This is a genomic window from Acinetobacter kyonggiensis (genome assembly GCF_900107285.1).
Lineage (GTDB): Bacteria > Pseudomonadota > Gammaproteobacteria > Pseudomonadales > Moraxellaceae > Acinetobacter > Acinetobacter kyonggiensis.
On the sequence record NZ_FNPK01000007.1, the window covers coordinates 62,566 to 88,403 of the forward strand.

At 38.4% G+C, this 25,838-nt stretch carries 20 protein-coding genes and 8 tRNA genes; 20 read left to right on the top strand and 8 right to left on the bottom strand.

Annotation, left to right across the window (positions count from 1 at the left end; all coding sequences use genetic code 11):
* The first annotated feature begins 119 nt into the window (after nucleotides 1-119).
* A complete protein-coding gene (locus tag BLV99_RS07430) occupies nucleotides 120-4,475 on the top strand; it encodes a hybrid sensor histidine kinase/response regulator (RefSeq protein WP_092689301.1) in 4,356 nt (1,451 codons plus the stop codon).
* Nucleotides 4,472-4,930, top strand: coding sequence for a hypothetical protein (locus BLV99_RS07435; protein ID WP_086184786.1), 459 nt, complete (start codon nucleotides 4,472-4,474; stop codon nucleotides 4,928-4,930). Before BLV99_RS07430 ends, BLV99_RS07435 begins: the two co-directional genes overlap by 4 nt.
* Before the next feature lie 73 nt (nucleotides 4,931-5,003).
* On the opposite strand, the gene dapE is transcribed toward BLV99_RS07435, so the two are convergent.
* From dapE to BLV99_RS07450, 3 genes are all read right to left on the bottom strand, one after another.
* A complete protein-coding gene (dapE, locus tag BLV99_RS07440) occupies nucleotides 5,004-6,140 on the bottom strand; it encodes a succinyl-diaminopimelate desuccinylase (RefSeq protein WP_092689469.1) in 1,137 nt (378 codons plus the stop codon).
* 121 nt (nucleotides 6,141-6,261) lie between these two features.
* Complete coding sequence (locus BLV99_RS07445; protein WP_086165505.1) at nucleotides 6,262-6,405, bottom strand: entericidin A/B family lipoprotein; 144 nt, start codon at nucleotides 6,403-6,405, stop codon at nucleotides 6,262-6,264.
* A gap of 184 nt (nucleotides 6,406-6,589) precedes the next feature.
* Complete coding sequence (locus tag BLV99_RS07450) at nucleotides 6,590-7,459, bottom strand: DUF1853 family protein (RefSeq protein WP_092689472.1); 870 nt, start codon at nucleotides 7,457-7,459, stop codon at nucleotides 6,590-6,592.
* Between the two features lie 96 nt (nucleotides 7,460-7,555).
* Here BLV99_RS07450 and BLV99_RS07455 point away from each other — a divergent pair, with 96 nt between their 5' ends.
* The 11 genes from BLV99_RS07455 to BLV99_RS07505 all read left to right on the top strand — a co-directional run bounded on the left by BLV99_RS07455 (nucleotide 7,556) and on the right by BLV99_RS07505 (nucleotide 10,164).
* Nucleotides 7,556-7,954, top strand: a complete 399-nt coding sequence (locus BLV99_RS07455; RefSeq protein WP_086184785.1) for a YbaN family protein — start codon at nucleotides 7,556-7,558, stop codon at nucleotides 7,952-7,954.
* Nucleotides 7,955-7,962: 8 nt separating this feature from the next.
* Nucleotides 7,963-8,493: a cell wall-recycling L,D-carboxypeptidase ElsL gene (elsL, locus tag BLV99_RS07460; RefSeq protein WP_092689303.1), complete on the top strand. Its 531-nt coding sequence runs from the start codon at nucleotides 7,963-7,965 to the stop codon at nucleotides 8,491-8,493.
* Between the two features lie 248 nt (nucleotides 8,494-8,741).
* Nucleotides 8,742-8,817: transfer RNA gene (locus tag BLV99_RS07465), tRNA-Val, on the top strand.
* A gap of 25 nt (nucleotides 8,818-8,842) precedes the next feature.
* Nucleotides 8,843-8,919 (top strand) — tRNA-Asp (locus BLV99_RS07470).
* Nucleotides 8,920-8,969: 50 nt separating this feature from the next.
* Nucleotides 8,970-9,046, top strand: a tRNA-Asp gene (locus tag BLV99_RS07475).
* Nucleotides 9,047-9,067: 21 nt separating this feature from the next.
* Nucleotides 9,068-9,143, top strand: a tRNA-Val gene (locus BLV99_RS07480).
* Between the two features lie 13 nt (nucleotides 9,144-9,156).
* Nucleotides 9,157-9,233 (top strand) — tRNA-Asp (locus BLV99_RS07485).
* A 29-nt stretch (nucleotides 9,234-9,262) separates the two neighbouring features.
* A tRNA-Val gene (locus BLV99_RS07490) sits at nucleotides 9,263-9,338 on the top strand.
* A 37-nt stretch (nucleotides 9,339-9,375) separates the two neighbouring features.
* Nucleotides 9,376-9,452 (top strand) — tRNA-Asp (locus BLV99_RS07495).
* 100 nt (nucleotides 9,453-9,552) lie between these two features.
* Nucleotides 9,553-9,628 (top strand) — tRNA-Val (locus BLV99_RS07500).
* A gap of 74 nt (nucleotides 9,629-9,702) precedes the next feature.
* Complete coding sequence (locus tag BLV99_RS07505; protein ID WP_086165502.1) at nucleotides 9,703-10,164, top strand: DUF2750 domain-containing protein; 462 nt, start codon at nucleotides 9,703-9,705, stop codon at nucleotides 10,162-10,164.
* A 1-nt stretch (nucleotide 10,165) separates the two neighbouring features.
* Here BLV99_RS07505 and BLV99_RS07510 read toward each other — a convergent pair whose 3' ends face one another.
* From BLV99_RS07510 to yccS, 4 genes are all read right to left on the bottom strand, one after another.
* Nucleotides 10,166-10,948 (bottom strand): YdcF family protein, encoded by a 783-nt coding sequence (locus BLV99_RS07510; protein ID WP_092689305.1) that lies wholly within the window; start codon nucleotides 10,946-10,948, stop codon nucleotides 10,166-10,168.
* Nucleotides 10,949-11,076: 128 nt separating this feature from the next.
* The gene (locus BLV99_RS07515; RefSeq protein ID WP_092689308.1) at nucleotides 11,077-13,704 is read right to left on the bottom strand and encodes a PepSY domain-containing protein; all 2,628 of its coding nucleotides are present in this window, start codon (nucleotides 13,702-13,704) and stop codon (nucleotides 11,077-11,079) included.
* 178 nt (nucleotides 13,705-13,882) lie between these two features.
* Complete coding sequence (locus tag BLV99_RS07520; protein ID WP_086184781.1) at nucleotides 13,883-14,443, bottom strand: YcxB family protein; 561 nt, start codon at nucleotides 14,441-14,443, stop codon at nucleotides 13,883-13,885.
* An 85-nt stretch (nucleotides 14,444-14,528) separates the two neighbouring features.
* The gene (gene yccS / locus BLV99_RS07525) at nucleotides 14,529-16,703 is read right to left on the bottom strand and encodes a YccS family putative transporter (protein WP_086184780.1); all 2,175 of its coding nucleotides are present in this window, start codon (nucleotides 16,701-16,703) and stop codon (nucleotides 14,529-14,531) included.
* 136 nt (nucleotides 16,704-16,839) lie between these two features.
* On the opposite strand from yccS, the gene BLV99_RS07530 reads away from it, so the two are divergent.
* Nucleotides 16,840-18,057, top strand: coding sequence for a multidrug effflux MFS transporter (locus tag BLV99_RS07530; protein ID WP_092689310.1), 1,218 nt, complete (start codon nucleotides 16,840-16,842; stop codon nucleotides 18,055-18,057).
* 60 nt (nucleotides 18,058-18,117) lie between these two features.
* Here the strand turns inward: BLV99_RS07530 and BLV99_RS07535 are convergent, their stop codons facing one another.
* Nucleotides 18,118-18,825, bottom strand: a complete 708-nt coding sequence (locus BLV99_RS07535; RefSeq protein ID WP_092689313.1) for a nitroreductase — start codon at nucleotides 18,823-18,825, stop codon at nucleotides 18,118-18,120.
* 390 nt (nucleotides 18,826-19,215) lie between these two features.
* Between BLV99_RS07535 and BLV99_RS07540 the strand changes: the two genes are divergently transcribed.
* From BLV99_RS07540 to BLV99_RS07565, 6 genes are all read left to right on the top strand, one after another.
* Entirely contained in the window at nucleotides 19,216-20,508 is a 1,293-nt protein-coding gene (locus BLV99_RS07540; protein ID WP_092689317.1) for a DcaP family trimeric outer membrane transporter, read from the top strand.
* Nucleotides 20,509-21,105: 597 nt separating this feature from the next.
* The gene (gene gltS / locus BLV99_RS07545; protein WP_092689321.1) at nucleotides 21,106-22,347 is read left to right on the top strand and encodes a sodium/glutamate symporter; all 1,242 of its coding nucleotides are present in this window, start codon (nucleotides 21,106-21,108) and stop codon (nucleotides 22,345-22,347) included.
* Between the two features lie 358 nt (nucleotides 22,348-22,705).
* Nucleotides 22,706-23,698, top strand: a complete 993-nt coding sequence (locus BLV99_RS07550; protein WP_092689324.1) for a patatin-like phospholipase family protein — start codon at nucleotides 22,706-22,708, stop codon at nucleotides 23,696-23,698.
* Between the two features lie 326 nt (nucleotides 23,699-24,024).
* Entirely contained in the window at nucleotides 24,025-24,216 is a 192-nt protein-coding gene (locus BLV99_RS07555) for a hypothetical protein (RefSeq protein ID WP_086184774.1), read from the top strand.
* Between the two features lie 378 nt (nucleotides 24,217-24,594).
* A complete protein-coding gene (locus BLV99_RS07560; protein ID WP_074944010.1) occupies nucleotides 24,595-25,110 on the top strand; it encodes an acyl-CoA thioesterase in 516 nt (171 codons plus the stop codon).
* A gap of 137 nt (nucleotides 25,111-25,247) precedes the next feature.
* On the top strand, nucleotides 25,248-25,817 hold the full coding sequence (locus tag BLV99_RS07565) for a TetR/AcrR family transcriptional regulator (protein WP_086184773.1): 570 nt from the start codon (nucleotides 25,248-25,250) through the stop codon (nucleotides 25,815-25,817).
* Nucleotides 25,818-25,838: the final 21 nt, after the last annotated feature.

Genomic DNA, 25,838 nt, shown 5'->3' on the forward strand with positions numbered 1-25,838 from the left:
TAAATCACAGATAAAGCATCGACAAGATGAACTTAGCTTCAAAGTTAGGTCTCGTGTGATGGTGATAATTAAGTTTGAGCGCCCTTCTTGGTGGCAGATAAACGTAAGAAGCCTAAGCTATGAAAGAAATATTAAAAAATTTAGTTGAAACGACTACGCTTCCTGAAGATAGTTATCTTGATCAAGATGCAGAAATTTTAGAAATTTTTGTTGAAGAAATAGAAGAGATCTTCGTTGAATTAAGCACTTTATTTAGCATATGGTTTAAAAGTCCAAGTGATCAAGAAACATTGAGCACAATTCGTCGCCATTTCCATACTCTAAAAGGGTCTGGGCGAATGGTTGGGGCAAAATCATCAGGTGAGTTGGCTTGGACTGTTGAAGATACTTTAAATCGCGCTATTTTGGGTACAATTCCTTTAGATGACAAAGTTCAATACTTTGCTCAAGCGGTATTTAAGATTTATCAATATAAGCTATACCCAGTTTTTAAGAGCGTTCAGCTTGCTGATATTGATTTGCGACCTTTGGTTTTATTGGGTCAGCAAATACAACAAAAATTAAGTTTGGAGCCTGCATTAGAAGAATTACTGGAGCTTTCTACACGTTTAACGACAGAAGAAGATATTACTGGTTTAGAATTTAAAGATGAAGAATCCAGTACAGTTGCTACTGAAGCAGAAGATAATAATTATATAGAAGAAACAGTTGCTATCTTTATTGAAGAAGCTGAAGACCATTTAGCGACGATCGATCAGTTCTTGCAAAATGAAGAAGAGCAGACTCAAGATTATAATGGGCTTATTCGTGCCTTACATACTTTACGTGGTAGTTCATCAATGGCTCAAATTGAGCAGATTTTTGAAGCCAGTACTAAAGTAGAAAATTTATTTAAAACCCTATTACAAGACGATATTATTTCTACATCGAATCAAACGGCATTACTCATTCAGTATGCTGAGTTTGTACGTGATTATTTACATATTTTAAGACAGGGTCAAACACAAAAACTAGATGCAATTTATGAAACATTTAATAATGCATGGAATAATTACGGTTTTGCTTCAACTGAAATAGATGAAGGCGTTAATCCTCAAGGCTTAGTTTCTAAGCTGATTGCATTGAATATTGATTTGTTATTGGATGCTGAGTTCGAGTTTGAAAAACGTGCAAAAGTTGAATATCCAGAATATATACAAGCTTTAACTGAACAAGCGCAACAATTATTAGATCATACGGATAATCGTGCTGCGATTGGAATTCATCAATTTACCCATGAATTAAAGTTAAGTTATGAAACATTGGTATTAAAGCCAGAACTTTTAAATATTGATTATGCGTATGAGTTGTTTGCACAGGCGCATCAAGAATTTATCCATTTGTTTGATACGTTGGCTGCTGGACAACGTGTTATTTTGTCGGCTGATGTTCAGAAAGTATTAAATGATCTTTCTGCTTTCGTGCAGCAAGATTTCGAGCAGTTTGATGAGGTGGAAGCGCCTGTAGCAACCAGTACAGTATTGGCTGTTGTCGATCTTGCGCAGATTTCACAAAAAATCCGTTCTGCTCGCGCTCAAATGCATGCAGCCGATGCGAATCATGATTTTGATACAGATTTGTTGGAGATTTTCTTAGAAGAAGCCGAAGAGTTATTGGTCGGTATTGACCAAGATTTGAATACTTGGGCGAAGGATCAGACCAATACGGCCTCTTTGAATAATTTAATGCGTTATTTGCATACCTTAAAAGGTGGTGCAAATATGATTCAAGCGACTCATATTGGTTTGATTTCACATGAGTTAGAGTCAATTTATGAACGTGTGATTCGTAAACAAATTGTGGTAACACCACAACTTGTTAGTATTGTCCGTTTAGTACAAGATGATGTTACGGATCGAATTCAAATTATTCGTGAAAATAATATTGACTATGCTGGCCGTGAATCAATTGAAATTTTACGTAATATTCAAGAGATTGCACAAGGTAAGCTTGTCGGTGTACCTACTCTTGAAATGGTTGCGGCTGAAGTTGAGACATTAGAAGCACCAATTGAAACATTTGCAGTAGAACTTGAGACAGAGCAAGAACCTGTTTTAGCAGATGTAGCGCATTTTGAAAGTCCAGAAGAAAGTATTCGCTTAATTGCAGAAGAAACTTTCTTAGAAGAAGCTGAAGAAATTCTTGAGTCTACAGACGAGTTCTTAACAAAATGGTTTGAGCAACGAAGCGATCGTAGCTTGCTTCTTCAATTACAACGTGCAGCCCACAGCCTTAAAGGTGGTGCACGTATGGTTGAAAATGAACCTGTCGCGGCAATTTCATATCAATTAGAAACCACGTTTGAACAGTTTGCAGTCCATCACTTTAATTCGAATGCTTACGATTTATTATTACAAACGACATTTTCATGGTTGAAGCAGGCCATCTTTGAGCGTGATTATAGTAATTTTGATAGTTTAAGATTAAGTTTAGAGTCGATTGAGTTGGTGAATGTCACAGCTCAATTACCAAATCGCGTGGCTCAAGCAAATAGCTTATCAACGCCTAAAATCTTTGAGTTTATTCAAGGTGATGGTGCTGAACCACCAGCTATGTTGGGTGAGTGGGACTTAAGTTCTCAACAAGACAATAGTAATGAGATGATCCGTATTTCTGCCGATTTGGTGGAAAAAATGATCGACTTGTCTGGTGAGAATGCAATTAACCGTTCACGTATTGAAATGGACTTGGGTCAAATCGGTAATACCTTAAATGAGATGGAATTGGCGATGAAGCGTTTAGCTGACCAATTACGTCGAATGGAAGGTGAGTTAGAATCACAAATTATTGCCAAACATGGTTCAGAAAATTCACGTTATGCTGATTTTGACCCATTAGAGATGGATCAATATTCATCTTTAAATCAGTTGTCGAAATCTTTGGCGGAATCTGCATCTGACTTGGTCGATTTTAAAAGGACTTTGGCTGAAAAAATTCGTGATGCTGAAGGCTTACTTTTACAACAATCACGTATTCAGGCAGAGATTCAAGAAAGTTTGATGCGTACTCGACTAGTACCATTTTCACGTTTATTGCCTCGTTTACAACGTATTGTTCGTCAGACTTCATCGACCCTTAATCGTCCGACGGAATTGATTGTCAATAATACTGAAGGTGAATTGGACCGTACGATTCTTGAACGCTTGGTCACTCCGTTTGAACATATGCTCCGTAATGCGATTGACCACGGTATTGAAGATACTGAACAGCGTCTGCAAGCTAAAAAAGCAGAAGTTGGTCATATTGAACTCAATATTAGCCGTCAAGGTACTGATGTGTTGGTATCCTTTAGTGATGATGGTAAGGGGATTGATGAGTCTAAGATTCAAGAAAAAGCACTTAACTTAGGTTTGATTAAAGCGGATCAATTCCTTGATAAGCAAGAAATTCTTCAATTGATTTTCCATCCTGGATTCAGTACTGCGAAAGAAGTGACTCAAATTTCTGGTCGTGGTGTTGGTTTGGATGTGGTTCAAAGTGAAATTAAAGCACTTGGTGGGCATGTTTCTGTTGACTCTAATCTTGGCGAAGGAACAACATTTACGATTCGAGTCCCAACCACTGTATCCGTTAGTGATGCCTTGATGGTGAAAGCAGGCGATCAACAATTTGCAATTTCACTTGCTCAAATTGACCGTATTGTACGAATTGCACCTTCAACTCTGGAAGCTTATTTTAATAGTAAAGATGACTTCTTTAAAATTGATAACACCAATTACAAGTTACGTTATTTATCTGAATTCGTTTCAAATCAGCCATTACCACGCTTAAGCAATATTGCACATTCTTTACCGGTATTGTTAATTAAGGGGAATAGTGGTCAAACCATTGCGCTGTTGGTCGATCAGTTGATTGGTTCGCGTGCACAAATTGTAGTGAAACCAATTGGTCAACAATTCTCAAGTGTAGGTGTGGTTGCTGGAGCAACGATTTTAGGTAATGGTCAAGTGTGTTTGATTTTAGAAGGTCAAAACATTGCTCGACAAATTCAAGCAACACAACGCATTAAACATATTGCTGATTCGCGAGATTTGTCACGACACAATAATGCACGTCGTTTAATTATGATTGTCGATGACTCGGTGACTGTACGTAAGGTGACTTCACGTTTACTCGAACGTCAAGGTTATGATGTGGTGACGGCTAAAGATGGTGTCGATGCGATAGAACAACTTGAAAATGTGAAACCTGATTTAATGTTGCTCGATATTGAAATGCCACGGATGGATGGTTTTGAAGTCACGAATTTGGTACGTCATCATGAGGTGCATCAAAATTTACCAATTATTATGATTACATCAAGAACGGGTGAGAAGCATCGTGAACGCGCATTCAGTCTTGGGGTGACACATTATATGGGTAAACCATTCCAAGAAGCAGAATTGCTAAGTAATGTTGAAAATTTGTTAGACGCTAGTCAGGGGGCAACTAAATGAGCCAAAATAGTGTTTCCAGCTCTGCTGTTGATAAAATGACGCAACAAGAGTTGCATCACCTTATTACAGTATCAACTGGTTTTATTGATGCCTATATTATTGACTGTCATGGTAAAGATGCGATGTTATTACCACAAAACATTGTTTTGTCGGCACTCGATAGTGCCACAGATGTGTCCTTTGTGGAGTGGCATGAGCTTAAATTGCCGGTTTATGCGGTGAATAATCCTGAGCATAAAGCTGGAGTTGCGTTGGTTATTGAAGGCGATGATGTGAGTCAGCGTTTTGCATTAATGTGTAATGAGATGCCAAAAACCATCCGTTTACGTATTTCTGAAGTCGTTGATGAAGAACATGCTTTAAGTGATCCAACGGTATTCCAATATGTGCGTATGGCTGATCAAGTTTTTCACATACCCAATTTAGCCCAAATTCAATCATCTTTAGGCTTTTAATTGTATTGAGTATTTCAAATACGAGACCCAAAAAAAGGAACTGTTTATCGTTCCTTTTTTTGTTTTTTGGATTTTAGTTCGCCAATAAACCTTCTAATATTTGTTCATAAATTTCAGCAAGTGGTTCTAAGTCAGCAACATTTACATGTTCATCAATTTGATGGATGCTGGCATTTAAGACACCAAGCTCAAGCACTTGTGCACCTGTAGGTGCAATAAAGCGACCATCTGAAGTACCGCCACTGGTAGAAAGTTCTGTTTCAATTCCAGTGACATTACGAATGGCATTTTGAGCAGCATTGACCAATTCACCGACTGGGGTAAGGAACGGTAAACCCGATAATGTCCATTCAATATCATAATTTACATTGTGGCGATCAAGAATTTCTAAAGTACGTGCTTTAAGTTCTTCTGCGGTCACTTCAGTAGAATAGCGGAAGTTAAACAAGGTATTCATGGTTCCTGGTACAACATTGGTTGCACCTGTACCAGAGTGAATATTTGAAATTTGGAAAGACGTGGCAGGGAAATATTCATTGCCATTGTCCCAAACGGTATCGCATAGTTCAGCTAATGCTTTAGAGACAGTGTGAATAGGGTTGATAGCAAGGTGAGGGTAAGCAACATGACCCTGTTTGCCTTTGACTGTAAGCTTGGCATTGAGTGAACCACGACGACCATTTTTAACAATATCACCCAATTGATTGGTACTAGATGGTTCACCGACCAAACACCACGTCATTTTTTCATTGCGTGCTTCTAAGGCTTCAACGACTTTCACTGTACCGTTAATTGAAGGCCCTTCTTCATCAGAAGTAATCAAAAAGGCAATAGAGCCTTTATGATTTGGGTGTTTTGCGACAAAGCGTTCAGATGCAACCACCATGGCTGCAAGTGCAGTCTTCATATCGGCACTACCACGACCATAAAGTTTACCATCGCGAATTTCTGGTACAAATGGATCGGAGTTCCAGTCATCTAAACTGCCTGTTGGAACAACATCGGTATGTCCTGCAAAACATAAAACTGGAGCTTGAGTTCCTTTACGCGCCCATAGATTATCGACATCTTCAAAACGCATTGATTCAATATTGAAACCAATTTTTTCTAAACGGTCTGCCATAATGTTTTGGCAACTATGGTCGACTGGCGTCACAGAAGGTTGACGTAATAACTGTAAACTAAGCTCTAGAGTTTCTGAGTGGTTCATACCGGTTAAATCAATCGAAAATGTGCCCAGTATAATAGGGGAATCATGTGGATAAGGTAAGGGGCGTTTTAAATATAAAAAAACCTTATCTAGACATAAGGTTTTTTTGAGATCAATCACGTTACATTTTGTCTTGCGTTTTTTCAGCCGTATTGGTGACGGCATCGCCAGCTTTTGAAACGTCTTTACCAAAACCTTTAAACGTATTACAACCGGTTAAAACAAAAGCCATAATGAGGGATGCAGCAAGAATTTTTTTCATCATCATCTCCAAGTGTGAATCATTATTTTGATGTGGTTTTAGGTTAATTAATGCTCAATGTAAACAATATGAGTTTTTGATGGTAGAAAAGTAACCAATTGTTATGCGTTAGAGAGATTTTAAAGTCATTGTGACAATACAATTCATTCTTCAAATGTTAAGCAATTCAAATATCTCTTTTATCAGGTTATCTTTTAAAACCTTGAGAAAGTAGCGCTGCATTTCTAAACATATAGATATGAGATTGATCTTGTTGTTGATATAGGCCATTGATCCACCAATGTGCAGTTTTACTACTTAAATCCGCTTGTGGGCAAATCCATTCCTGACGTTGTAAGCGATAAAATGCGGAGTCTTGAGCAGGAATCACACTTCCCCAACAGCCTAAGCGCCGTTGTGAATTCACCCAAGTTGGAATGGGGTTTTGTGAGTGCTCAATAGGAAGATAAAGTTGACCTTTTAAGACCACAAAGCGTTGTTCAATCTGATATTCAAGCGCATCTTCAAATTGAAATTGTTTCTGGCTAAAGTGATTTAATTTTCGTAGCAATGTGTCACTACGATTCAAGCCGTACCAATAAGCGAGAGAAAAATCCCGTTCCGCCAAATAATATTTTAAAGCCACTTCCCAGTGTTCAATTTTATTGCTTTCTGTATTGCGCAATAGAAAGTCGAGTTCACCTAAAGTTTTAGGCCCTGCAATTTTTTGAATACTATGACCCAGCAATTCATAGGGGTGATAGCTGTGATCGAGTAACCAAAACCAGATAAACATTTCAAAACGTAGACCTAAACGGGTACTTTTTAGCTGTTGTAAAAAGGCTTCTAATTCTTGAGGATGTTGATCTAAATGAAGCAATCTGGAGTGATAATGTTGAAAATGCGTTGCCCATGTTTCAGTGTTATGCAGTTCAAAGGTATGTTTTAGCTCCAATTCAGGAGGAATAGAACTTAAAGTATTTGGACTGCATACGCAAAATGCCAACTGCCTAACCAATAGATTTTTAAATTGAAGCCAAGGTTCATGAAGATCAGAAGCTTGATTTAAAGCAAACATAGAAACACCCAGCGCTAAATTAAAAAGTGCAGAATTACAACGGATCACAGATAAAAACACTTTATACTACCGCAATTAGTTGTATAGGGCAGTGCTATGAAAATGTTGTTTTGGCGGAGTTTAGTGATGATTTTTGTCATTCTAGGCTTTATCGGAGCGCTTTTACCGGGTATGCCAACAACAGTATTTCTTATTTTAGCAGCTTGGGCCGCATCAAAAGGCTGGCCACAAATGGATGAATGGTTACTCAATCATCCTAAGTATGGTCAAACCTTAAGAGCATGGCGTGAAAGCGGGACTGTGCCGCGCAAAGCGAAATGGTTCGCCAGTATCATGATGTTGATCAGCGCTATGCTGATGCTATTGACCAACGCGCCTGTGTTGGTCAAAGTGTTTACAGACTTGATTATGTTAAGCGTAGCAATTTGGTTGTGGCTACGTCCTGAACCTTTGACTGTACAGATTAAAAAACCACAGATTAAAGAGCCTGAGTAATACATATCATGTCATATTCTTTAGCACACGCAGATGTCTGGATTGATTTAGCAGAGCAAACCTTAACTTTACCGAAGCATAATAAATGTTATCTGATTTCTTCAGGTCAAAATGGCATAGGTGAGCAAGAAAATACAGGGAAGACACCCAGAGGTTGGCATAAGATTGCGCTTAAATTTGGTCAGACAGCGCCTCAAAATGCAGTCTTTATTGCCAGACAAGAAACGGGTGAAGTTTATGATGAAGCTCTAGCGGCAGAATTTCCTGAACGGGATTGGATTTTATCTCGTATTCTTTGGTTAAGTGGCTTAGAAGATAACTTTAATAAAGGTGAGGGATGCGACACTTTTAAACGCTATATTTATATACATGGTACGCCAGACAGCGAACCGATGGGCATTCCCATGTCGCATGGCTGTATTCGTATGCGTAATCAGGATGTGATTGAATTATTTGATCTGATTGCTGAAGAGGCTTTAGTTTTTATTTCCGAACATAAATTAAATTTAGCGGACTTGGAAATCAGTATAAATAGATAAAACTGCATCTCAGAATAAAATGATTTACTGTTTATTCAAAAATATGAATATTTGTTGAGTAAAAATTAGGCGATTAATTTAGCTGTTTTTTAGTAAAATCCTAAATAAGTTGCAGAAATTGTTTGTTTTTATAGCGAATCACCTATTTTTTAATCACTCAAACATAAAAAACTCAAAACAGGCAGAAAAGCGTTTGACAGGCTGCATAGATTCTCTATAATGCACCACACAAACGATGAAGTCGTAAAGGGCGCTTAGCTCAGTTGGTAGAGCGTCTGCCTTACAAGCAGAATGTCGGCGGTTCGATCCCGTCAGCGCCCACCAAGTCTTTACGTTAGGTACTTAAAGTGCAGCGGTAGTTCAGTTGGTTAGAATATCGGCCTGTCACGCCGAGGGTCGCGGGTTCGAGTCCCGTCCGCTGCGCCACTTTAGTTCTTAATAAATTGTTTGTACTTTAATAGCGATATTATGTAAGTGCAGCGGTAGTTCAGTTGGTTAGAATATCGGCCTGTCACGCCGAGGGTCGCGGGTTCGAGTCCCGTCCGCTGCGCCATTTACATGATAGACCTTTTAAGGGCGCTTAGCTCAGTTGGTAGAGCGTCTGCCTTACAAGCAGAATGTCGGCGGTTCGATCCCGTCAGCGCCCACCAGATTTTTTGTGATGCAGCGGTAGTTCAGTTGGTTAGAATATCGGCCTGTCACGCCGAGGGTCGCGGGTTCGAGTCCCGTCCGCTGCGCCATCTTAAAATCGAAATGTTAGACCCTTTAAGGGCGCTTAGCTCAGTTGGTAGAGCGTCTGCCTTACAAGCAGAATGTCGGCGGTTCGATCCCGTCAGCGCCCACCATATCTTCGGATATAAAACTTAGTGATAAGTTTACAATGCAGCGGTAGTTCAGTTGGTTAGAATATCGGCCTGTCACGCCGAGGGTCGCGGGTTCGAGTCCCGTCCGCTGCGCCATTTTTCAAACATCCTGATTTTGAAAAATGTGTGACATTAGCATAGATTACGCACAGCGTTGGTCTTGCATCAAAAATTCAATTCTTGAATTTTTTCTTCAGGGCGCTTAGCTCAGTTGGTAGAGCGTCTGCCTTACAAGCAGAATGTCGGCGGTTCGATCCCGTCAGCGCCCACCATATATTCTCCTTGCTCAAATTCTGTTTTTTTCATAGAATCTCAAGCCTATAATAATTTTAAATATTGAAAAACTATGAGAAATCAATATCAACGCAAAGCTGCGTCGAAAAATCAGAATAAAAGTTATAATGCACAAGATATTTATAAACAATTTATTGAAACGATTGTTGCCCAAGGTTCATTGAGTGCTTTATTTGACGATGGATGGGCTTTATGTGCAACTCCCACAGGTCAGCGTGCTTTCGCAGTATGGCAGCATAAAAGCTTGGCAAAGTTATTGATCAAAGATAACTGGCAAAGGTATCAAATTCAGGAAATTTCACTCAAAGATTTTATTGAAAAAGTAATTCCTTTTTTGCGTCAAGAAAATACCTGCATATCGATGGATTTAACTCCTGAAGGGCAAAATGTATTGGTTGCGCCCGAGAAATTGCTCTTAGATCTGAAAAAATATCTTTATCAGATCTATATGCAAAAACCAGAATTATTCAAGGATACGAAACTTCCTTTGCCGCGCAATATCCGTTTAAATTAATTTAATACTCTTGTAAGACCCAACCACTGATAAAAGCAAAGTACTCCCTTAACCATGCGTTATAACGCGTGTTTAAGGGCGTTTCTGCACTGCTCATGATGATGTTTTGATAGCCCAGTTTTTTGGCAATAGCTGCTGCTCGCAATGTATGAAAGTCACTGGTCACAATGGCAATTGGCGCAGAGAGTGGAATTTTCTGATCCTTTAAAATTGTCTTTGAGTTAAATAAATTTAATTCAGTACTGGTACTTTTATCTTCCAAATAAATACGTTGTAGCGGAATGTTATACTGCTGATATAAATATTTTGCCATAATTTCAGCTTCAGTCTCTTTTTCAGTATAACCAATGCCACCGGTGACAATAAGAATGGCTTTCATCTGTTGTTGTGCAAGTTCAGCCCCTTTATCTAAGCGTTTAGCTAAAGTCGGAGAGGGTTGACCATTTTGGATACCACTGCCTAAAATAATAATGGCGTGTACGGTTTGCTCCGTATTTTGCTGTTGAGTATGCTGGTGAATATAAGCGAAAAATACAGCGACACTGATGAGCCAAAGTAAAAAACCACCCCAGCCCCATTTGTAGAGCGCTTTAAGTTGTACTTTTTGCCTTAAAAAGCGCTGCATGGAACGATAAAAAATGGCATGAATCAGCAATACAAAACCTAGCAATAGGGGTAATAAAGTCCCCAGATGAATTTTATTTTGCCAAATTAAAAATAAACCGTCGCAGAACAAAATGCAGCCGAAGATCAAACTAAAAATTCTTTTTATTTTTTCAAACATAAAGATGGTTTTTGTGTAAATGAGATCTTTTGCAGTCTAACTGAAGTGAGATATTTTTCTAGTCTTGATTAAAAAAACCGAGCGACTTAGGCTCGGTTTTTTATCTGCTTAAATGGTCTTTTCTTGAATTAGTAGACATCACGACGGTAACGACCTTCTTGACGAAGCTGATCAACCGTTGCTTCACCTAGAATCGCAATCAGGGCTTGATCCACATCACTGGCCATACCTTGAATACTACCGCAAACATAAATTGCAGCACCATTGTTGACCCATGCTTGAAGTTCTTGTGCGTGTTCACGAAGTTTGTGATGTACATACACTTTGGCTTCTTGATCACGAGAAAAAGCCAAATCAAGGCGTTGTAGCATACCTGTCGTTTGCCATGCTTCAATAGTGCTTTGATAGAAGAAGTCGTGCTCGCGTTGACGTTCACCAAAGATTAACCAGTTTTGGGTATAGTCTTGACGTGTACGTGCATGTAATAAGCTCATTAAGCCCGCCAAACCTGTACCGTTACCAATACAAATGATAGGGCGGTTATCATCAATCAGGTGGAATGAGTCGTTGGTGCGAATACGCAGTGCAATTTCACTCTTTAATGCGGCATGTTGAGTTAACCAGCCAGAGCCTAAGCCGAGTTGACCTTGAGCATCTGCTTGTTGGCGAACCACCAAACGCAATACCTGCTGCGATGGAATACTGGCAATAGAATATTCACGCGAAGGTAGAGTTTGTAATTGCTCAAGCAAGTGTTCTAAATTGGCAAAAGGTTCAACTTCAGTGGTTAAATCTTTGTTCCATAATGCTTGTTCAATCTTGGTGCTCAGCGATTCAACTGGGCTATGTGCAGCAATATGGTATTTTTGCATAAAGTGGGCAATACGCTCAGCACTATTACCAGGTTGAACTTCGGCAATATCACCTGCTTGCCAATGTACTTCATGAGTTGGTTTCAGTTCGATGTTAAATGCTGCTGCACCTAGGCTGTCAGGATTGAGTACATCACGTTGAGTTAATGTCCATGAATCGAATGTTTTTTCAATATTCATGGCTTGTAATTCAAGTTGAGTCACTTTTGCTAAAGCCGTATTCCATGCTTGGATCTGCTGATGATTGGCATTATTCACTTCAATGGTGGCAAATAATTGCTTCGCACCATTTTGTTTTAACCAATCATCAATAGCGTGCCCGAAACTACAGAAAGTTTCAGGGTATTCTTGAGAGCCTAAGGCTAAAACAGCATAGTTGAGATGGCTTAAATCAACTGGTATTGGAAGTATTTTTTTCACAAAACTTGATGCTAAATCGGGTGCTTCACCCGTACCATAGGTACTGACCACAAACAGAACTTGTTCAGTATTTTTTAAATCGTCTACGCTTAGATGTTGTAATGCTTTGACTGTTACAGGTTGACGCGCCTCTTGTAAGCTGGTTGCAGTACGCCATGCTAATTGTTCTGAAGTACCCGTTTGTGTTGCATAAGCAATGAGCCAAGGTTTTGCATTTGGATCGAGCGTGACTGCGGTTGCAGCAAGGCGAGCTTGTTGGGTCAGTTTCTTTTGTTTACGACGTTTGAGATAAAGCATCCAACCTGTCACAAAGAACAATGGCATGACCAACGCAGCAAGCATGGCTAAGAATTGGTATACAGGGCCAAAGAAACTGCCGCGATGCACAGGCAACATGCTGCTCATGATTTTTTCATTTAATTTTTGATCTTCGTAGAGATCCATTTTTTCAATGGTTGAAGTTTGATAATTAAATGTGGCTTTGTTACGTGCACGTTCATGTTGCGGGATGGCATCAACAAAGTTTAACTCGATTTTGCCATCGGCTTTTTTCGGTAAATTGACCGTCAGAGTGGAATAGTCACGGCCGACTTGTGCATTAAAACCAGTCCAAGTTTGGGTTAAAGCGAGATTAATTTGCGCTGCTGAGAGTTCTTTTTTCGCATCTTTATGTTTTGAATCAGCTTCACCACGCACAGCTTGATTTTTATTGCGTTGTTCACCCGCATTTTCTGTTCGTTGACCTTCTGCATTTTGACGATTGCCTTTGCCTTCTTGCATTTCTGCTTGAGGAGACTCAACCCGCAATACTTTATACATGCCATTACGCCACCAGTCATAAGACCAATATAGCCCAGTACAGGCGAGTAATAAGTAAAAAATTACCACCCAAGTCCCCACAACAGCATGTAAATCCCAAAGAAAATTACGACCTTTGAGCTGTGGTTTAATCATGAACCATTGTTTTAAAGAGTGCTTTTTAGGCCAACGTAGATATAAGCCACTCAAAACAAAGATAATCAGGATAAGGGTAGATGCGCCAGTAATTTGTTTTCCGACAGGGCCGACGGTTAAATTACGATGCAACTGTTGGACAAATTGGAAGAACTCTCGACCTTTGATTTCAGGCAAAATTGCGGCAGTGTAGGGATTGATCATCATGTTATAACCCTTACGCGCACCTTCTTTGACAATATTAATGCTAGAAGAGGCAGTTGGGTCTTTGGCAATAGTAATGCTATTAATTTTTATTGTTGAATCAGTATTATAGAAGTGCTGATACAGCTCTGCGGGTGTTAATTTATCTCGATTTTCAGCTGCTACGGTATAACTATCTGGATTGAGCCATTTTTGAATCGGTTGTTCGTATGAGTAAATAGCACCTGTGACACCCATAATAGAGAGAATCAAGCCGGCAGTAATCCCGAGAAACCAGTGGATCTGAAAAAAGATTTTTTTTAACATAGCTGGAAAATGATATGAGTGGTAAACAGTAGTAGCGCCAATTATAACTGAACATTTAGTAGATACTATGGATTTTGAGAGCGATATATATTCTCATTCTCACTTATGCTTGTGGTATTAAAAAAACCCCCAATATTTTGGAGGTTTTTTATGCAAAAAATTTGCCTTACAGCAGGTCTTAAACTTGTTTGGCTTCGCCAACCGTTTCAGTTAAATGCTTACGAATGGTATTGAATGAAAAGTTTCTTGAATCCATACGTTTTGGCAGAATATAAGCACCTTGTTGACCTTTCACTTTAAAGTTAATCAACAAAAATTCTGGCGTGTTATACCATTCATAAATATCTTTCCAGCCAATTGCACCGACACCTTCTTGTGCACCCATTTTTTGGCGCATAATCAGACCGTGCGGTTGCACGCCTAAACGAATCCCTTTGATTTCCTGAACCGGAAACTCATTCATTTTACGTTTAACGTACCATTCTAAACCGAATTTACGAATCAATAAGTAAGCAATAACACCGACCAGTGCGACCCAACAAAAAATAGTCGAATAGTTTTTTAATAAGATAATACCCACAATGGATAATACAGCGACGACAGCCATGATAATCCATGATTTAGTGCTGATTTTGTTGGTACTACGCCAAATAGCAAGTTGAGCTTGACGTTGTTCAGCCTCTGAAATTTCATAGTTCACAGGCTGAAGGGTATAAGCGTATAAATTTTTCGCGGTCATAATGAAAATAACAAATTTAGAACTGTAAAAAGTTTAGCATTATTTATAGCAATTCAGTGAGTATATTGTTCCAAAATCATCCTATTTATAATGAGGCTAATTCGGTGGCTTTATCATCACGGTCATGACTCAAACTTTGCTTTAAACGGCTGAGTTGATTCAGGATGCTCAACATTAAAGATAATTGTTGTAACACAATCAGCGCTTTTTGATCATCTTTATTATTTGAGCTTAAGCGTTGGCGAATCGTATCCAACATATTTTGTGCATTAAGATCAGGGGCTTCATCTTTGAGTAAAGATCCTTGGATATTTTTTAAAGCGAGATCTAAAAGCGTTAACACTTCTTGATCTTCTATTTTCTCACGATGTGCGCCTAAAGCTGCAATATAACTTAATAGGGTATGATTCAAGCATAAAAATTCAAAAGCTAAGGCTTTTTGCGTGGGATCAAAATCGGGTTCTGTGGCTAAGGTTGAAATGAGTGATGCGACTTCTGCATCATTATTATGTGCAGTACGACGGATCACGCGATATTTCAAGCCATTATTACGTCCATGTTTGTATTGCTCTGCAACTTCCGCTAAGTAATTACACTGTGCAGTCAGGGAGCGATTAATGGTGCGCGATAGACGACGAAATTTCCAGTCGGGGAAAATAAAACTGACCCCAAACCATGCCAATGCACAGCCAATGAGTGTATCAATCATCCGAGGTACTGCTGCTGCAAAACCTACACCGTCAAGATTGAAGTTAATCATTGCAAGAATCGTAATAAAAGCAGTTGCTTGTGCATATTGTTTGCTGCGTAATTCAAAGAATAGTACGCCACTTAAAATCAGCAGCAATAATTGTCCTTCAATAGAGGGGATAAAGTATAAAATGGCATAGCCTAAAATAATCCCCACCAAAGTACCGACAATACGTAAACGTAAGCGACGCTTGGTGGCATTAAAATTGGGTTGGCTGACAAAAAGAGCAGTCAGTAAAACCCAATAACCATATTCAATATTGCTCACTTGGACAAAAATATAACCAATCAGTAAGACAATAGAGACACGTATGGCATGTCTAAACAGAACGGATTCAGGGGTTAACTGCTGTTTGATTCGGATAACAATGTCATCCCAGCCTTTTAGGTCATCATCTTTGAGTTGGTTTTCAATATGTTTGGTTCTATCAAATTTAATATGACGTTCAGTTTCTACATTACGCAGTTGAGCATCAATCGCCTTTAAATTTTGATAGAGCGAAAATAGGGCGTTGACCCAGACTTGATCATACTGTTGTTCTGTACGTAACTTTTCTAAAGACAGTTTTAAATTGGCAAAAGCATGTTTAAAGCGTTTGTTGTGCTGATAGGTTTCACGATGCAAAATGCTGTGGCTTAAATCTTTACAGGCTTTGGCTTGAATAAATAAAATCCGTTGGAAGCGAAATAAAATATCACTGTGTTCAAAAATTTTGCCCAGTTTTTGGTAATCAATATGGGCTGAGTCAGCACGTTCATGAATATCTTGGGCAACAAAATAATACTGTAAGCTACGACGGGTATCTTTTTGTCCGCGGTCACCTTTTAAACGGGTCAGCAGTGCGGTTTTCATTTCATTAAAAATACCGACTAATTTGCCATTTTCTAAAGATAATTCAATCATACTTTGCTGATAGCTGTGGGGTGTCATATCGACATCAAACAGGTTCGATTTTGCAAAGAGAAAATCACCTAAGGATGAATAACACTGCGACAACTTGTCTTGTACTTGGCGAACGGGAAACAATAAAAAGCTAATGGTTGAAATCACGCCATACCATGCTGCACCAATCACTAAAAGTAAAGGTTGGATATACCAATGGTCAAATAGTCCAACACCTAGCATTGAGTACACGGAAATGACTAAACAGCCATAGGAAATGGTGGCATAACGACGACCCAGCGAGCCAAGTAAGATCCAACCAATACAGGAAACAATTAAGCCTAAAGCAAATAAAATTGGGTAAGGAAATAGGAAATAAACAGATGTAGCAGTAATAAAAAAACCAATATAGGTATAAATTAGGTTCATGATGCGAACTGAAAAGCGGTCATCAATATCACTTAGACCCGCAGCAACCACCCCTAAAGTCAATGGAATGGTGGCAATCTGATGTCCCATAAAATAAGGAACAAAAGCAGTCCCTGCAAATGCAATGACCATACGCAGGTTATACATAAAGGTAGTGTTGTAGGTCGCTTGTTTAATACGCGTGAGCCAAGATTTCAAATTATGTCCTTACCACAAAGTGATCTATGCATCATGAAGTAAAATTATGTGATTTTTCACTCTCAATTCTTAGAAATAATACTATGTACAGTGTAAGCTTGTCTTCAAAGCTATCATTTAAAAATTAAATATCCATATGTCTGTACAACAGTCTACTCAACAATATTCCACAGCATGGATTCTGCTGTTGGCACTATTGACATCCTTAGGTCCACTTTCTATAGATATGTACTTGCCCGCGTTGCCTCAAATGGCACAAGATTTTGGCGTAAGTACACAAATGGTTGCCAATACCTTACCTGCATATTTTTTAGGTTTAGCATTGGGACAATTGGTTTATGGGCCATTGAGTGACCGAATTGGACGTAAAGCACCACTGTATTTTGGTTTAATCCTTTATATTGTGGCAAGCATGTTATGTATTTTTGCGACCAATGAATGGAGTTTAATTGCGGCACGTATTTTACAGGCGGTTGGTGGCTGCGTTGGGGTGGTGATTGCTCGCGCTGCGATTCGTGACCGTTTAGATATGCATGCTTCTGCACAAGCTTTTGCCAGTATGATGATTGTGATGGGGATTGCCCCAATTATTGCACCCAGTTTGGGGGCGATGGTGCTTAAGTTTTTTTCTTGGCATGCCGTTTTTGTATTTTTGACTTTGATGGGTGTCGTCTGTCTCTTGTGCGTACATTTTTTCTTTAAAGAAAGTTTAGCGCCTGAACGTCGTTTAAAGTTAAATATCAACCAAATTCTAAATTTATATGCAGTGATTTTAAAAGATGAGAGTTTCCGTTGGCCCATGTTGGCGGGTTGTTTTTCTGGTGGCATTTTATTTTGCTATATCAGTTCATCAGCTTCAGTACTCATGGATGACTATGGTTTAAATCAACAACAATTCGCTTATGCTTTTGGTCTAAATGCTTTTGGTATTATGTTGTTATCGACCCTCAATAAAAAACTTGCCTATAAGTTTTCAGTACTGAATCGTTTGAAAATGGGCGGTATGCTACAGCTGTTTGGTGCATCTATTTTATTTATTGTGGGTCTATTCAGTCATAGTCCTCTGTGGATTGTTTTTATCGGCATATTTTTGGCTGTTTCAGGCATCGGTTTTACTGGGCCGAATGCTATGGCTTTAGCCATGTCTGAGCAAGGTGCGCGAGCAGGAACAGCCAGTGCTATTATGGGCAGTATGCAATTTGCCTGTGGTTTACTTGGTGGGGTGATTTTGAATTTTCTGGTTTGGAATGCACTTTTGAATATGGGGATCTTAATGTTGATTTTTGTTGTCATTACACTGGTTGCCATTACGAAATTAACGCCACCTGTACAGCATCAAAGCCCTCATCGCTAATTTAAGAATAAAAAAAAGAGACCTTCATTTAGGGTCTCTTTTTTATTGGCATGAATTGAATTATTGATCTAAGAAAACAGTAAATTCTTCAACGGCAATACGTGGGGTAATAAAAGTATTCACAATATCATCTGTATTGGCATAACCTAAAGCAATGGTACAGACCAATTCTTCATCTTCAGGTGCACCCAGTACATCCAGTACGATTGGATGAAAATGATTCCATGCTGCTTGAGGGCAGGTATCGAGACCACGTGCTTTTGCTGCAATCATGACATTTTGAATCATCATGGCAATATCCATTTTAGAACCAATGCCCATGGCTTTGTTGACGGTAAAATACAAGGCGACGGGTGCATCGAACAATTGGTAATTGCGCAGTTGTTGGCGCGCCATTTTTTCTTTTTCACCTTTTTGGATGTTTAATAAACCATACAAGCCCCAACCATTTTCACGGCGGCGGTCAATGAAGGGTGAAATCCAATTTTCTGGGTAATAAGCAAAGGTTTCTTGATATTGGCTAGCAAGTTCAGGCTGGGTAAATAGCTCGATTTGTGCTTTACAAACACGTTCTACCATTTCATTACGTTTTTTTCCAGTCACGACATAGATTTTCCAAGGTTGTGTGTTGGTTCCTGAGGGTGCGCGACTGGCTACGCTCAAAATATCTTTGATGATTTGAGCGTCAACCGTTTTATTGAGAAAAGCACGAACGGAGTGGCGTGAGGTAATGGCATCATCGACATGGTGAACTTGTTGCAAATTCATGAAAATTCCTTTTTAAAAGCAGTTTTTTAGCTGAACTTTACTATATACATTAGTCGAATATTTGTACGCAATACTTTATGTGAATAATAGCTAAGCTTAAGAATATATTCATTATTTTTAAATAAGCCTAAACAAATAAGATAGTTTTTCAATCGTTGTTTGACAAAACTGATATTAATAAAGCAGAGAACTTGATAGATTGATAGTTACATATGGTTTACATATGTTGCACTTTTATAATATTTTAAGCTTTTTTCACTGTACTAGTAGCAGAAAATGCAATGATTTTTGAAGCTTTTTACAAAAATGAATCTATATTTTTTCATTCATTTGTTGAGTTTTTCAGGGTTGTTTATGCACGGATGCGAGATATTTAAATTGGAGATTAGAATGAGTCGCTTACTCAACCGTAAATTTATGGCTAAAAGCCTAGCATTAGCCGTGACTGCTGTAATGGTAAGCACAGCACATGCTGGTAAAGCTGAGCAAGAACAAATTCAACAACTACGTAAAGAAGTTGATGCATTAAAATCTTTAATTCAACAACAACATCAAGTTCAGCAGCAGCAACAAACTCAAATTGAACAAGTAAAAGCGCAGCCTATACAAATTGCAGCAGTAGCAGTAAAAGCTGAATCGCCACTTACAGGTTTTAAATCTAAAGCAGGCGCGAATGTAAACCTTTATGGTTTTGTCCGTGGCGATGCCAACTACATTATTGAAGGCGCGGATGACGACTTTAATGCAGTGCATAAAGTAAATGGGGCAGGAGCTACAGATCCTAAACTGGTAAATGATAAATTACGTGCGACAGCGAAAACCACGCGTATTGGTTTAGATTTTAATACACCTGTTGGCGATGCAAAAGTAGGTGGTAAAGTCGAAGTTGACTTTGCAAGTTCGACTGAAAATTTACGTATCCGTCATGCTTATTTAACTTATAACGATTGGTTATTTGGTCAAACAACATCGAATTTCTTGTCGAATCATGCACCTGAAATGATTGATTTTAATACCAATCTCGGTGGTGGTACAGCACGTGTTCCTCAAGTTCGTTATGGTTTTAAACTTGCTCCTGCGACTCAATTATTTGTTTCAGCAGAAGAAGCAGATAGCTCAGGTACAGGCATTAAATATAGTTTACCAAATTTGACTGCTAAGTTAACCCAAGGTTTTGCCGAAGGTAAAGGTTCTATTTCTGCACGTGCGTTGGTTGAAAATTATAAATCGACTGTTGCTGATGATAATGAAACTGGCTGGGGTGTTGCAGCAGGTGTTAATTATCAAGTATCTGCACCATTAAAGATCTCTGCTGATGCCTCTCATGTCGTTGGTAATAGCAACTATTTATATGGCAGTAATTCAGCTTATGTTGTGAATGCGAATAACAGCATTGAACAAAATGAATTTAATGCTGTTCAAGTCGGTGCAACATACAAATTCTCGCCTAACTTCCGTTCGACTTTAGCATATGGTGCAATTTTTGCTGATGATGATACTGATTATGCAACGCTGAACACTGCGGGTAATGAAAAAGTTCAACAAGCATGGGTTAACTTTATCTATACACCTGTTGCGCCAATTGACTTAGGTGTTGAATACATCAATGGTAAGCGTGATACATTTGCTGGACAGTCATTCAAAGATAACCGTGTAGGCTTGATGGCTAAATATAGCTTCTAATTTAAAAAGTTTAGATAGAGCAAAAGAGGCGATTAATTCGCCTCTTTTTTATTTAATTTTCGAAAGTATTAATGATGGTTTATTAAAAAATATTCAAATTTGAACCTTATATAAAAAAACAATAATTTACAGTAATTGATAAAATTGTAAAAAACTAAAGACATTAATAACTAAATCTGCATAATGTATCCTCTTTTTTGAACATTACTTACTGTAATATCTTTATTATTGTGTGTGATGTATGTTTATTTTCGCATACCCTGCGTGAATTAACATGACCAGGACTAGAAGCTTTAGATGAGATAATCTCTCATGAGTCAGTCGGTTAGTTGGCATCAAATGAAATGATACTTTTGTTTTGATCGCTAGAACGTAGTAACTCGCATTGTCTTTTTTTATGATTTTCCATCATGATGGAAAAAATCATCTCGCTGTCCTGTAGTTTCATCAAAAATGAATTTTTGTTCTTATACCTTTTTGTTGTATAGCTTTCATTGTGGTTGGGTATTTACCAAATGATGCTTGAAGTTTCATTTCTTTCAAGTGCTAATAAGGCTATAGAACAAAAAGAATCCAACTATTTTATGGACAATAATGATGGAATTTACTTTTAATGCCTTTTATACGCTGATTGCAGCGGTAATCGTTCTTTTATTAGGACGTTTTCTTGTCAATAAAATTGATTTTTTAAAGCGCTACAATATCCCAGAGCCAGTTGCAGGTGGTTTAGTTGCCGCGATTGTTTCATTGTTTGTACACAATATTTGGGGTTTGAGTATCTCGACCAGTAGTGCATTACAAACCAGTTTTATGCTGATTTTCTTTGCTTCTATTGGTTTAAGTGCCAACTTTGCTAAGTTAAGAGAAGGCGGTATCGGACTGGTTATTTTCCTCGTCTGTGTTGCCTCGTTTATTGTGGTACAAAATTTTGTTGGTATTGGCTTGGCGACTTTATTGGGTATTGACCCTTTAATTGGTCTGATTGCGGGTTCAATTACACTCACGGGCGGTCATGGTACAGCTGGTGCTTGGGGTGAGATTTTAGAAGTACAGCATGGTATTCAGGGTGCATTAGCCTTGGGTATGGCAAGTGCGACTTTTGGTCTAATTATTGGCGGTATTATTGGTGGTCCTTTAGCTAAAATGTTGATTAATCGTCATCAACTGGCTATCTCTCGTACCAATAAACAAATTGCTGATCGTGATTCAACCCTCAATGCTGATACCGACTCGACTGAGTTTACTCAATTTGAATATCCGCATCAGGTTCGTTTAATTACGGCTGATAATGCGATTACTACTTTGGGTATGTTCGCAGCGTGTTTAGCATTTGCTGAATTTATGACGGGCTTTAGTAAAGGCACTTGGTTTGAACTTCCGACCTTTGTTTGGACGTTGGCTGGTGGGGTGATTCTACGGAATTTTCTAGAAGGAATTTTCAAAGTAGAGATCTTTGACCGTGCAATTGACGTATTTGGTAATGCATCATTATCACTTTATTTGGCAATGGCATTACTTTCATTGAAGTTATGGTTATTGAGCGATTTGGCTGGTCCATTGGTCATTATCTTAGGTGCGCAAACCTTGACGATGGCGCTTTATGCGGCATTTGTAACTTTCCGTGTGATGGGTAAAGACTATGATGCTGCAGTACTTGCTGCGGGACATTGTGGTTTTGGTATGGGAGCAACACCGACTGCCGTAGCCAATATGCAGGCCATTACCAATATGTACGGCCCATCGCATAAAGCTTTCTTGATTGTTCCATTATGTGGTGCATTCTTTGTCGATTTAATTAATGCGACAGTGATTCAGCTTATTCTTAAGTTTTTTGCATAAGCCTTAATATTGCTATGAAAAGCCTGTTTTTCAGGCTTTTCTTTTTTTTGGCAATGCTGCTATTACGCAAAGCTAACTCAATCAGTGCTGTATTCTAGAATATTTAGGCTTTAAGCGTATTGAGTAAAACTTGAGAAAATGTACAGCAGGGCTGCGCAGTGAAAGGCGAGTGAAGTTAAACAAAGTCAGGAAAATAGTGCGATAATAAAGAGGAGAGATGGGCGGATTTACTTGGGTTGGTCTTATACAGACTAATCATTTTAGATGACAGTTTAACGAAATACTACAGTGTAAAAAATGGATCGTTTCTACACTATACAACTTTTAAAAGCTAAGCTTATTTATCATTAGGTGATTCATGATCAAGATCAAATATGGTTTTATTGCTTTCGCAGTATTTAGTGTTGTGGGCTGCCAAACGATGCCGCAGTCCAAGATTACTGTGGGCTCTACAGGCTTATCTGAATCACCGAGTGTTGAGGCTCAAGTTCGTGCAGATCGGATCAATTTTAAAAAAATAAAGCAACAACAAAGTCGTCCCATCGTGGCTTTGGTACTCGGCAGTGGTGGTGCACGCGGCTATGCTCATATCGGTGTGATTAAAGTCTTGGAACAACAAGGTATTCGACCGGACTTTATTGTGGGTACGAGTGCAGGAAGCATTGTCGGTTCAATTTATGCAAGTGGTAAAACAGCCGATGAATTGCGTGACATTGCGCTGAATATGAAAGCCAATGATGTACGTGATATCAAACTGGACATGAAAGGTTTTTTTGATGGTAAAAAAGTTGAAAATTATGTCAATCAACAAGTGAATAATACGCCTTTAGAATTGCTTAAAACGCCAATGTATGTGGTGGCGACAGAATTAAAAGAAGGCAAAAAAGTGGTATTTAATTATGGTAACACTGGACAAGCTGTACGTGCGTCAGTGTCTATCCCGAGTATGTTTGTTCCCACAAAGATTGGTGAAGATGAATATGTCGATGGGGGCTTAGTCAGTCCTGTACCTGTCGATGTTGCTCGTGATTTAGGCGCAGATATTATTATTGCAGTCGATATTTTAGCTCAACCGATGCATACCGAAACCAGCAATGTTTGGGGAATGTTTAATCAAAATATTAATATTATGCAGAACCACTTAGCCAGAGAAGAGCTTAAACATGCAAATATCGTGATTCAGCCTGATTTAAGAGAGAAGGGACATATTTTTGATGTCAAAGGTCGTGAAATGACCATACAAGCGGGTATTGATGCAGCACAAAATCAATTACAGCAAATTTCAACGGTCTTTAATCAAAAACAGGTGCCACAAGGGCAGAGGCTTCAGCAATTCAGTGTACATGATTAAGCAAACTGATGACTGCAATGATGCAGGTAGATTCAGCAAATTTAAAATTAGATTTTTAGTTAGTTTTGTTTTTATTATTCTTTTAAGCTGATGAGTGAAATTTTTTGATCGTAAAGTAATTTTATTTGAGTGGGTGATATTGTAAAAGTAAACTAATGAGTTAATATTTTTCATGAAAATAAATTAAGTAGCTAAAGGTCTTATTTTATATAATTTTTAGATTAATACTTTTTGTTCAACTATTTAAGTTTACCCTCTATGAGAAAGTCAATAAACTTCATCTCAATAAATTTGATACAAAAACCTGTATCTATAAGGATGGTTAAATGAATAAGAGTAATCCAAAGATAGAAAAAATTACCATAGGTCATAAAGTCAAAATGGCCGCCATGGAGCATCTGGTTTTTACCGTGATTTCGGAAAATACAGATGGCACATATGGGATTGAAACACAGTTAGATCCGCAAAATGTGCTGAATTATGGAAATATTTCTCAAGAGATGTTACGTAAAGTATAAGTATTTGCTTCATCTTGTTTATTCATTTTCATCTTGGTTATTTAATATATTAGACAGTACGTGCAAATGGATTTGCATTCATGCTTGATCCGTAATAGGCAGAGCATAAGAGGATGAACTGAGAAGATTTTCAATTCATCGGTGGGTATTTTTTGTAATAATTCTTTTTGAGCATTTATTCTATAAATCAGTGATATATAAAAAATACATAATATACAGTTATTTAGGTTGATTTTGAGTGTATTTCTTAGAATGCTACTTTTTTAACTATAAATAATAATGATGATTTTATTGTCAATTGGGACATTCAATTTCTTTGAAAAACGATATAATAATAGTTACATATACTATTGTCTGTTAAAGAGTCTAGAGAACGCGATGTCCCCATTAGATCAAATTGCTCCAGCATTAGATGACCAAGCTGAATTAACCATGTCAGTATTAATGACCCCTGATATGGCAAACTTTTCAGGTAATGTTCATGGTGGAACAATTTTAAAATTGTTGGATCAAGTCGCTTATGCATGTGCTAGCCGCTATTCAGGTTGCTATGTCGTGACTTTGTCGGTCGATAAAGTGAATTTTAAAGAACCGATCCATGTTGGTGAATTGGTTACTTTCCTTGCTAGCGTAAACCATGTTGGTCGGACTTCAATGGAAATCGGGATTCGTGTAGAAGCGCAGAACATTCAAAAGCGTACCGTACGTCATACCAATAGTTGCTATTTCACCATGGTTGCTGTCGATAAAAGTGGTAAGCCACAACAAATTCCTGCATTAAATTTAGACAATGATTGGAAACGTTGCCGTTTTGAGGCTGCCGAACATCGTAAAGTGGCACGTCTACAAGAAAGTCATCATCCATCATGTAGTATTTATAAGAAAACTTCATAATGTTTGGCATTATCGATTGAATAAACAGACTGCTTCTAAGCAGTCTTTTTTTGATTCAAAAATAAGATTTAAGCTATACAGGCAGCATAAATCAGCATAATATAAAACGATACGTATCGTTTTGTTTGGGTGGTGTAATGACTGAAGCGGAAAAAACTTCACGTCGTAAGCAGTGTATTTTAAATGCAGTGTCTGAGGCATTAGAAGAATATGATTATAGTCATTTAACTGTAGAAGACATTGCGGCACGTGCAGGGGTGGGTAAATCCACGATCTATCGCTGGTGGAAGCATAAGTCCGATTTAGTCCTAGATGCGTTTAAAGAACAAACTGCACCTGTATTTGAATTAGATTTTCAACAAAGTTTGGCATTTAATTTTAATCAGCAACTTTTAAAGTTATCACAAGCATTAAACCATCCTGTAGGTCGAGCCTTATTGGTGGTGATGGCGGAACATCGTGAAGCTGCGGGTGAATTCTTTAAACAGTATTTATTACCACGCCGTGAGCAAATGCGTAAGTTGATTCAAGTTGCAATTGAGCGTCATGAAATTATTGCTGAATATCCTTTTGAACTGATGCTCGATACGCTTTATGGCCCAATCCACTATCAAATTATTTTCTTCAATCGAATACCTGATCAAACCTACATTGAACATCTGGTCAGTTTAGTCATGCAACCGATTCTTGTTCAAAACTCACCATAGCTATGCAAGTAAGTTGATCAT